Origin of the sequence: Bradyrhizobium sp. (genome assembly GCF_049586575.1) — a bacterium.
Classification (GTDB): Bacteria; Pseudomonadota; Alphaproteobacteria; order Rhizobiales; family Xanthobacteraceae; genus Bradyrhizobium.
On the sequence record NZ_JBAVCF010000025.1, the window covers coordinates 1 to 8,201 of the forward strand.

Here is an 8,201-nt window from a genome sequence, read left to right on the forward strand (position 1 = left end):
GATGTCGGCTGCAATATCGAGTGACCGGCGCACGATCGTCTCGGCGTCCTTGTCGGTTTCGATCAAAGCGCGCGCCGCCGCCAAGGCGTAATTGCCGCCCGAGCCGATCGCCATCACGCCGGCCTCCGGCTCCAGAACGTCGCCAGTGCCGGTCAGAACCAGCGAAACATCCTTATCGGCGACGATCATCATCGCCTCCAGCCGCCGCAGATAGCGGTCGGTTCGCCAGTCCTTGGCGAGTTCAACAGCGGCGCGGGTCAATTGGCCGGGATATTGCTCGAGCTTGCTTTCCAGTCGCTCAAACAACGTAAAGGCATCGGCCGTGGCTCCGGCGAAACCGCCGATGACGTCGCCCTTGCCGAGTTTACGGACCTTTTTGGCGTTGGATTTGATGACGGTCTGTCCGATCGAGACTTGGCCATCACCGCCGATCACGACCTTGCCGCCTTTGCGGACCGTTAAAATCGTGGTGCCGTGCCAAACCGGCGTCTCGTGGGCGGATGGTTGCATGGAATACCTCGTGTTCTGGCCAGATTTAAGGGCAGGTCCCCATGGTTACAACATGAGGTCTTGTACGATGTGGCTTCCGGCCGACGCGAGGGGCCGAAATTTCGGTCACCATAGGCCGAAGTCGGGCCTCCAAAACGGCATCCCGCAGTGGCGAAGCCCGGGGCGGCCTGTTAAAAGAACCGCGTTTTCGGCCAATGGTTTGGCCCAGTGGCCCGATTCTGGAGAAGGATGCTTATGCGCAGCGGCACCATCAAGCGCAAGACCAAGGAAACCGACATCGAGGTGACGGTCAACCTCGATGGCACGGGTGTGTCCAACGTCGCCACCGGAATCGGTTTCTTCGACCATATGCTGGACCTGCTGGCTCGCCATTCGCGCATCGACATTACCGTGAAGGCCGCCGGCGATCTGCACGTCGATCATCACCACACGACCGAAGACGTCGGCATTGCGCTGGGACAGGCGGTCAAACAGGCGTTAGGCGCCATGGCCGGCATCACTCGCTATGCCAGTGTTCATATGCCGATGGACGAGACCTTGTCGCGTGTCGTGATCGATATTTCCGGCCGGCCGGTGCTGGTGTTCAAGGTTGAGTTCCCGCGCGACAAGGTCGGTCAGTTCGACACCGAGCTGGTGCGCGAGTGGTTCAACGCTTTCGCCATCAATGCCGGCGTGACTTTGCACGTTGAAACCCTATATGGCGACAATAGCCATCATATCGCCGAGTCCTGTTTCAAGGGCCTGGCGAGGGTGTTGCGGGCGGCGGTTGCCATCGACCCGCGCGCGGCAGGCGAGGTGCCGTCCACCAAGGGTCAGCTCGGCGGCTGATCCAGTTTTGGGGCGGCGAGCGACGAACTTCGGAAACGAGGGCACTACAATGCCGGTCTATACAGTCCATGCTCCCGCGACCAGCAATCTGGATTTCCGCGCGACCGATCGTTTTGCCTTCGTTCGTGACGGCTTTCATCTGTGGGCCGCCGTCTTTGGCGTGATCTGGCTCGCCTGGAATCGTCTTTGGCTGGCGCTGATCGGCTGGATCGTGCTGATGACGGTTATCGATGTCGCGATGGTCAGGCTTGGTGTGGACGGTGGGACCGTCGTTCTTATCGACGCCTTGCTGGCGCTGTTGCTGGGTTTTGAGGCGGCGAGCCTGAAGCGCTGGACGCTGTCGCGGCGCAAATGGCGGCAGCTTGATATTGTGGTCGCTGACGACGAGGAAGCCGCCGAGCACCGCTTCTTCGATCGCTGGACCGCCAGACAACGCTTGCCAAGCAACGACCAGCCGGCGGTCGATCGTGGCGGGCCGCCACCGACACGTGACGTGCCGGGCCAGGGTTTTTCGCGGCCGCCATCGGCGCCGCGTGACGACATCATCGGTCTGTTTCCTGAACCGGGAGCGCCGCGGTGAGCGTTGCGATCATAGATTACGGCTCGGGTAACCTGCACTCGGCGGCGAAAGCATTCGAGCGCGCCAGCCGCAGCATGGAGACGCCGGAAAACATCGTCGTCACACGCGATCCCGACGTGGTGTTTCGGGCTGACCGGATCGTGCTGCCCGGTGTCGGCGCCTTCGCCGATTGCCGGCGTGGCCTCGATGGGCTCGACGGCATGGTCGATGCTCTGATGGAGGCCGTGCGGCACAAGGCGCGGCCGTTTTTCGGGATCTGTGTTGGGATGCAGCTGATGGCGACGCGCGGGAAAGAGTACGTCACAACCGCCGGGTTCGACTGGATTGCTGGCGACGTCGAAAAGATTTCGCCCCGCGATGAGAGCTTGAAGATTCCGCATATGGGGTGGAATACGCTCGATCCGATCCGCGAACACCCTGTGCTTGAGCGCTTACCGCTCGGTCCCAAGGGTCGCCATGCTTATTTCGTGCACTCCTATCATCTCAACGCCGCCAATGAGGCGGATGTGCTGGCGCGCGCCGACTATGGCGGACCGGTGACCGCGATTGTCGGCCGCGACACAGCCATTGGAACGCAATTCCACCCGGAGAAGAGCCAGCGCTTCGGGCTCGCTCTGATCTCGAACTTCTTGAAGTGGAAGCCGTGATTCTTTTCCCCGCCATTGATCTGAAGAACGGACAGTGCGTGCGCCTCGAGCAAGGCGACATGGCGCGCGCCACGGTGTTCAATCTCGATCCTTCGGCGCAAGCGGCCAGCTTCGCAGCGCAAGGGTTCGAATATCTGCACGTGGTCGATCTCGATGGCGCCTTTGCCGGAAAGCCGGTCAACGCGCACGCGGTTGAGGCGATGCTTGCCAAGGTTACGATGCCGGTGCAACTCGGCGGCGGCATCCGCGATTTGAAGACGGTCGAAGCCTGGCTCGCCAAGGGAATTAGGCGCGTCATCATCGGTACCGCTGCGGTGCGCGATCCCGAACTGGTGAAGAACGCGGCGAAGAAATTCCCCGGCCGGGTGGCCGTAGGTCTCGATGCGCGCGACGGCAGGGTCGCGGTCGAGGGCTGGGCCGCAACCTCGGAGGTGACCGCGCTCGAAATCGCGCAGCGGTTCGAGGATGCGGGTGTCGCCGCCATCGTCTTTACCGACATCGCGCGCGACGGCCTTCTTAAAGGCCTCAACCTCGATGCCACCATTGCGCTTGCCGATCGCATTTCCATTCCCGTCATCGCGTCCGGTGGATTTGCGTCGATTGACGACGTGAAAGCGCTGCTAGCGCCCGCCGCTCGCAAACTGGCCGGCGCCATTGTCGGCCGCGCGCTCTATGACGGCCGCCTCGATCCGGACGCCGCGCTGGCGCTGATCCGCAGCGCGCGGGCAGCAGCGTAGGAGTTTCCATGTTCAAGGTCCGCGTGATCCCCTGTCTCGACGTCAAGGATGGCCGAGTGGTCAAAGGCATCAACTTCGTCGATTTGCGCGACGCCGGCGATCCAGTCGAGGCGGCGATCGCATATGATGCGGCCGGCGCCGACGAGCTTTGCTTTCTCGACATCACCGCCACCCATGAAAACCGCGGCACCATGATGGACGTGGTGCGGCGTACCGCGGAGGCCTGCTTCATGCCGCTGACGGTCGGCGGCGGCGTGCGCAAGGTCGACGACATCAAGACGTTATTGAGGTCCGGCGCCGACAAGGTCTCGATCAATTCCGCCGCCGTCAGCCGCCGCGAATTCGTCAAGGAAGCCGCCGAGAAATTCGGCGACCAGTGCATCGTGGTCGCCATCGACGCCAAGCGGGTGAAACGCGCCGGCGGCTCGGACCGCTGGGAAATCTTCACCCATGGCGGGCGCAATTCCACCGGGATCGACGCCATCGAATATGCGCAGGAAGTGGTTTCGCTCGGCGCTGGCGAAATCCTTTTGACCTCGATGGATCGGGACGGCACCCGGCAGGGGTTCGACCTGCCGCTGACCCGCGCGATCGCCGACAGCGTCGCCGTTCCGGTGATTGCTTCCGGCGGCGTCGGCAATCTCGACCATCTGGTCGATGGCGTCCGCGAGGGGCGCGCGACCGGCGTGTTGGCCGCCTCCATTTTTCACTTTGGCGAATTTACCATACGCCAGGCCAAGGACTACATGGCGCGCGCCGGCTTAGCCATGCGGCTTGATCCCTGACGACTCTTTGTGACAGAGGTGCTACATTTTGAATCGTGTTTGGTGTCTACCCGCGGACCGCGTGTGCGTTTGAAACAGAGTTTACAGTGATGTCGCGTTTTTCTCTTCCCGATCTCGTCAATATCATCGACGCCCGTGCGGCGTCGGGCGGCGAGGTCTCGTATACCCGCAAACTTCTGGACAAGGGACCGGAGCATTGCGCCAAAAAGTTCGGCGAGGAAGCGGTGGAAACCGTGATCGCCGCTGTCGGCGATAACCGTGACCATCTGATCGAGGAAAGCGCGGATGTGTTGTACCATCTGCTCGTGCTGTTGAAGTCGCGTGGCGTCAGGCTTGACGAAGTCGAGACAGTGCTGGCGCAACGGACCGGCATGACCGGACTTGAAGAGAAGGCCGCGCGCAAGCGCGATTAGCGCATCGTCCCAGGGAGCCAGACAGGCAGCGTCATGGATATCAGGGCACCGGATCAGCAATATAATCCCTATCGAATCTTCACGCGCCAACAATGGGCGCATCTGCGCGACGATACGCCGATGACGCTGGAGCCGGGCGAGTTCGATCGCCTGCGCTCGCTTCACGATCGCCTCGACATCAGAGAGGTCGAGGAAATCTATCTGCCGCTCTCGCGGTTGCTGTCGATTTATGTCGATGCCGCGCAGCGGCTGTATTATTCGCAGCGCCAGTTCTTGGGCATCCGCGACCGCAAGATGCCCTACATCATCGGCATCGCCGGCTCGGTTGCGGGCGGCAAGTCGACTACGGCGCGCGTGCTCCAGGCGTTGCTGGCGCGCTGGTCGCCGCGACCCAAGGTCGATCTCGTGACGACCGACGGATTCCTGTTTCCTAACGCGGTGCTCGAACGGCTGGGTTTGATACAGAAGAAGGGTTTTCCGGCGAGCTACGATCAGTCGTTGTTGTTGTCGTTCTTGAGCGACATCAAGGCTGGCCGGCGGCATGTGCGCGCGCCGGTTTATTCGCATTTGAGCTGGGACATTGTTCCGGGCCAGTGGCAAGAGGTTGACCAGCCCGATATCCTGATCGTCGAGGGCGTCAACGTGCTCCAGACCGGGCGGCTGCCGCGAGACGGCAAGGCAGTGCCCGTCGTGTCGGATTTCTTCGACTTCTCCGTCTATATCGACGCCGAGGAGCCTGTGCTGCGCGACTGGTATGTCCGCCGCTTCCTGGCCCTCAGGGACACGGCGTTCCACGATCCGAGGTCGTACTTCCATCGCTACGCGCCGCTGTCTGACGAAGAAGCCACCGCAACGGCGATCGCGATCTGGGAGCGCACCAATCTCGCCAATCTCGAAGACAATATCCTGCCGACGCGGCCGCGCGCGACGCTGATCCTCAAGAAGGGCGCCGACCACGTCGTCGAAACCGTGGCGCTGCGCCGCCTTTAATCTCCCTTACTTCAACGCCAGCGGCCGCTCCTCGTCGAGGAATCCCATCAGTTCGTGGAAGAACTGCATGCGATTCTTTTCCATCATCACGGTATGGGTTCCCTCGCTGAGCTCGATCAGCCGCTTGTACGGCGTATTCTTGAGCTGCGCGAAATAGGCTTGCGCCTGATAGCTCGGCAGGTCGGCATCCCACTCGGCGTGGAGCAGCAGCGTCGGCACCGTGATCTTGCCGGGGTCGTAGAGCGCCTTGCCGGCGCCATACGTGTTCGCGCTGTCCTCCATCACGCCGTTCGGCGCGCGCAGCATCTGCGGATTGTGTTTTGAGGCTTCAGGGTCGGTCGCCCAGGTCGCCGTTGCCCAGGCCTCGAACACGCCGGGCGGAATCAAATCGGCCTGCTTGTCCGCCGCGACGCCCTTCAGCCACCGCGCCTTGGCGGAATCCTTCGACACCAGACGGTAAGCGCCGAGCGGTGTCACCGGCGGCGGAGCCGGCTCGTTGCGAATCCATTGCGGCGCGTACAGCACGAGCTTCTCGATCTTGTCGTTGTGCCCGGTGGTGTAGGAGCCGGCGATCGAAGTGCCCCACGACCAGCCCATCAGGTTGATCCTGGTCACCTTGCGCTTGTGCAGGATGTAATCGACGGCCGCGCCGAGATCGTGGGCGGCGACTTGGGTTGACACGATCGGCTTGTTGGCCTCCGGCGGCTGACTCATCTCGGGAGGCCGGGTGGAATGACCATAGCCCCTGACGTCGACGAGATAAACGTCGTAACCGCGCCTCGCGATCAGGTCCATCATCGACACGCCTTCGATCGGCAGGTCGAAGGCGGTTTCCGCCGGATAGGTCGCGCCATGCACGAACAGCAAAATCTTGTCAGGCGAGCTCTCGCGGCCGGCGAGATGCTTGTTGCGCACGAACAACTGAATGCCGGCGTCCCCCGACGGGATCATGGTGTCGGAGCTCTCGAGCTTCGGCTCTTTGGCGTTTACTGGAGGCAAAGCGGACAAGCTCACCACAAGAAATGCCGAGACCAACAAAAAAGAAAGCCGCAAAAGCCTGCCGCGCATCGAGTCCTCCCAAGTGTTTTTATTGAGGTGGATGCTCGGTGGAATCGGCAGCCGCTGTCAAGGCAGGCGGCGGCAATCGTGCCTTGCGCAAGACAGCAGGCTCAGGCTGCCAGATGCGGCGAAGCCGTAAGCCCGGCGAGCGCCTCGGCGAGCTTTTCGCGGTCGAGCGGCTTGACCAGGAATCCGTCCATGCCGGCTTCAAAGCAGGCATAGCGATCCTCCACAAGCGTATTCGCGGTCAATGCGAGGATCGGGGTCCGGCGTCCGGCGCCCACGGTTTCGTGGACGCGAATGCGCTTGGTGGCCTCAATACCGTCGAGGCCCGGCATCTGGATATCCATCAGCACCAGATCGTAAGGCGTGCCGGCGGATCTTGCGGCGAGCCAGGATTCCAGCGCCTCCTCGCCATTGGTGGTGATGAGGGCCTGATGCCCGAGCCGGGTCAACAACGAGCGCATCAACAACGCATTGATCTCGTTGTCTTCGGCGACCAGCACGGAAAGGCCGCGCGAACTCACGACAGGTGCGGCTTCGGCAGTCGCCGCCGCTTCCATCAACGCCTCATCGATTATGCTTGGCGCAGCCACCTCCGGCGGGCCGGCAAGCCGGGCCGCGAGGGAAGCCGCGCGCAACGGCTTGACCAGATAGGCTGTCAGCGCCGAAACGCCGCCCGACTGCAATTCCTGCCGCGTCGCCGGGGTCACCAGCACGATCCGCTGCGCCGCGAACGGCTTTGCGGCTTCCGCCAGCGCCTCGACTTCCGTTGTGCCGAGCGCATGGTCGAGCAGGACCGCGTGCCAGTTCCGTTCCGGCAACAGCGCCCGCGCCACGTTCACGTCGGAAACCACACAGGTCTGGCCGCCCCAGCGCTCCAGCCGCCGCTCGATCAGCGAGGCCTCGATGCTCTGCGGCGCCACCAGCATCACCGAGCGGCCGCCGAGGTCGGGCGTCGCGAGTGGCGGAGAGGCGTCGTGGCGGGCCGCCAAGGGAAGACTGATCTCGAAGGTCGAACCCTCGCCGGGCTTGCTTTCGAGCGCGATGCGGCCGCCCATGCGCTTGACGATGCGCTCGGAAATGCTCAGGCCAAGTCCTGTGCCGCCATAGCTCCGCGCGATGCGATCGTCGGCCTGTTCGAATTCGCGGAAAATGCGCTGCTGCGCCTCGGGCGCGATGCCGATGCCGGTGTCGCGCACCAGGAACGAGATTTCATTGGGCCAGATGCCGGGCTCGACGATCAACGCCACGCCGCCGGTCGCGGTGAACTTGATCGCATTGCCGGCGAGGTTGAGCAGCACCTGCCGCAGCCGCGCGGCGTCGCCGATCACCTGCGACGGCAACCGCTCGTCGATGAAGGCCGCGATCTCGAGCTTTCGCGCCTGCGCCCGCGGCGCCAGCAATTCGGTGATGTCCTCGATCAAAGCGGCGAGCGCGAAGGGGCGCGATTCCAGGTCGATCTTGCCGGCTTCGATCTTGGAATAATCAAGCAGTTCCTCGATCAGCGCGAGCAGCGCATCGCCGGAGGTTTTCACCGCCTTGGCGTAGGTCATCTGCTCCGGCGTCAGCGGGGTGTCGAGCAGCAGGCCGCTCATGCCGATGATGCCGTTCAAGGGCGTGCGGATTTCGTGGCTCGCCATCGCGAGGAA

10 protein-coding genes are annotated in these 8,201 nt (G+C 62.9%); 7 read left to right on the top strand and 3 right to left on the bottom strand.

Annotated features, from left to right (window positions below):
• A partial coding sequence (gene hslV, locus WB528_RS00815) for an ATP-dependent protease subunit HslV (RefSeq protein WP_423886536.1) occupies positions 1-510 on the bottom strand: 510 nt, incomplete at its 3' end.
• Between the two features lie 234 nt (positions 511-744).
• Here hslV and hisB point away from each other — a divergent pair.
• The 7 genes from hisB to coaA all read left to right on the top strand — a co-directional run bounded on the left by hisB (position 745) and on the right by coaA (position 5,490).
• Positions 745-1,338 (top strand): imidazoleglycerol-phosphate dehydratase HisB, encoded by a 594-nt coding sequence (gene hisB, locus WB528_RS00820; RefSeq protein WP_423886545.1) that lies wholly within the window; start codon positions 745-747, stop codon positions 1,336-1,338.
• Positions 1,339-1,387: 49 nt separating this feature from the next.
• Positions 1,388-1,918 carry a DUF2628 domain-containing protein gene (locus WB528_RS00825; protein WP_423886537.1) on the top strand — a complete coding sequence of 177 codons (531 nt, stop codon included), beginning with the start codon at positions 1,388-1,390 and terminating at the stop codon, positions 1,916-1,918.
• Positions 1,915-2,565 (top strand): imidazole glycerol phosphate synthase subunit HisH, encoded by a 651-nt coding sequence (hisH, locus tag WB528_RS00830; RefSeq protein WP_423886538.1) that lies wholly within the window; start codon positions 1,915-1,917, stop codon positions 2,563-2,565. Before WB528_RS00825 ends, hisH begins: the two co-directional genes overlap by 4 nt.
• Complete coding sequence (gene hisA, locus WB528_RS00835) at positions 2,562-3,302, top strand: 1-(5-phosphoribosyl)-5-[(5-phosphoribosylamino)methylideneamino]imidazole-4-carboxamide isomerase (RefSeq protein WP_423886539.1); 741 nt, start codon at positions 2,562-2,564, stop codon at positions 3,300-3,302. The genes hisH and hisA overlap by 4 nt, the downstream gene beginning before the upstream one ends.
• 8 nt (positions 3,303-3,310) lie before the next feature.
• Positions 3,311-4,087, top strand: coding sequence for an imidazole glycerol phosphate synthase subunit HisF (gene hisF / locus WB528_RS00840; RefSeq protein WP_423886540.1), 777 nt, complete (start codon positions 3,311-3,313; stop codon positions 4,085-4,087).
• Positions 4,088-4,176: 89 nt separating this feature from the next.
• Entirely contained in the window at positions 4,177-4,500 is a 324-nt protein-coding gene (locus tag WB528_RS00845) for a phosphoribosyl-ATP diphosphatase (protein ID WP_423886541.1), read from the top strand.
• A 33-nt stretch (positions 4,501-4,533) separates the two neighbouring features.
• A complete protein-coding gene (gene coaA / locus WB528_RS00850; protein ID WP_423886542.1) occupies positions 4,534-5,490 on the top strand; it encodes a type I pantothenate kinase in 957 nt (318 codons plus the stop codon).
• A 6-nt stretch (positions 5,491-5,496) separates the two neighbouring features.
• On the opposite strand, the gene WB528_RS00855 is transcribed toward coaA, so the two are convergent.
• The gene (locus WB528_RS00855; RefSeq protein WP_423886543.1) at positions 5,497-6,558 is read right to left on the bottom strand and encodes an alpha/beta hydrolase; all 1,062 of its coding nucleotides are present in this window, start codon (positions 6,556-6,558) and stop codon (positions 5,497-5,499) included.
• A gap of 101 nt (positions 6,559-6,659) precedes the next feature.
• A partial coding sequence (locus tag WB528_RS00860) for an ATP-binding protein (protein WP_423886544.1) occupies positions 6,660-8,201 on the bottom strand: 1,542 nt, incomplete at its 5' end.

Bases quoted from the DNA above. Each gene is read 5' to 3' on its own strand.
- WB528_RS00845 (WP_423886541.1), top strand. From the start codon at position 4,177: ATGTCGCGTTTTTCTCTTCCCGATCTCGTCAATATCATCGACGCCCGT.
- WB528_RS00855 (WP_423886543.1), bottom strand. From the start codon at position 6,558: ATGCGCGGCAGGCTTTTGCGGCTTTCTTTTTTGTTGGTCTCGGCATTT.
- hisF (WP_423886540.1), top strand. From the start codon at position 3,311: ATGTTCAAGGTCCGCGTGATCCCCTGTCTCGACGTCAAGGATGGCCGA.
- coaA (WP_423886542.1), top strand. From the start codon at position 4,534: ATGGATATCAGGGCACCGGATCAGCAATATAATCCCTATCGAATCTTC.
- WB528_RS00825 (WP_423886537.1), top strand. From the start codon at position 1,388: ATGCCGGTCTATACAGTCCATGCTCCCGCGACCAGCAATCTGGATTTC.
- hisB (WP_423886545.1), top strand. From the start codon at position 745: ATGCGCAGCGGCACCATCAAGCGCAAGACCAAGGAAACCGACATCGAG.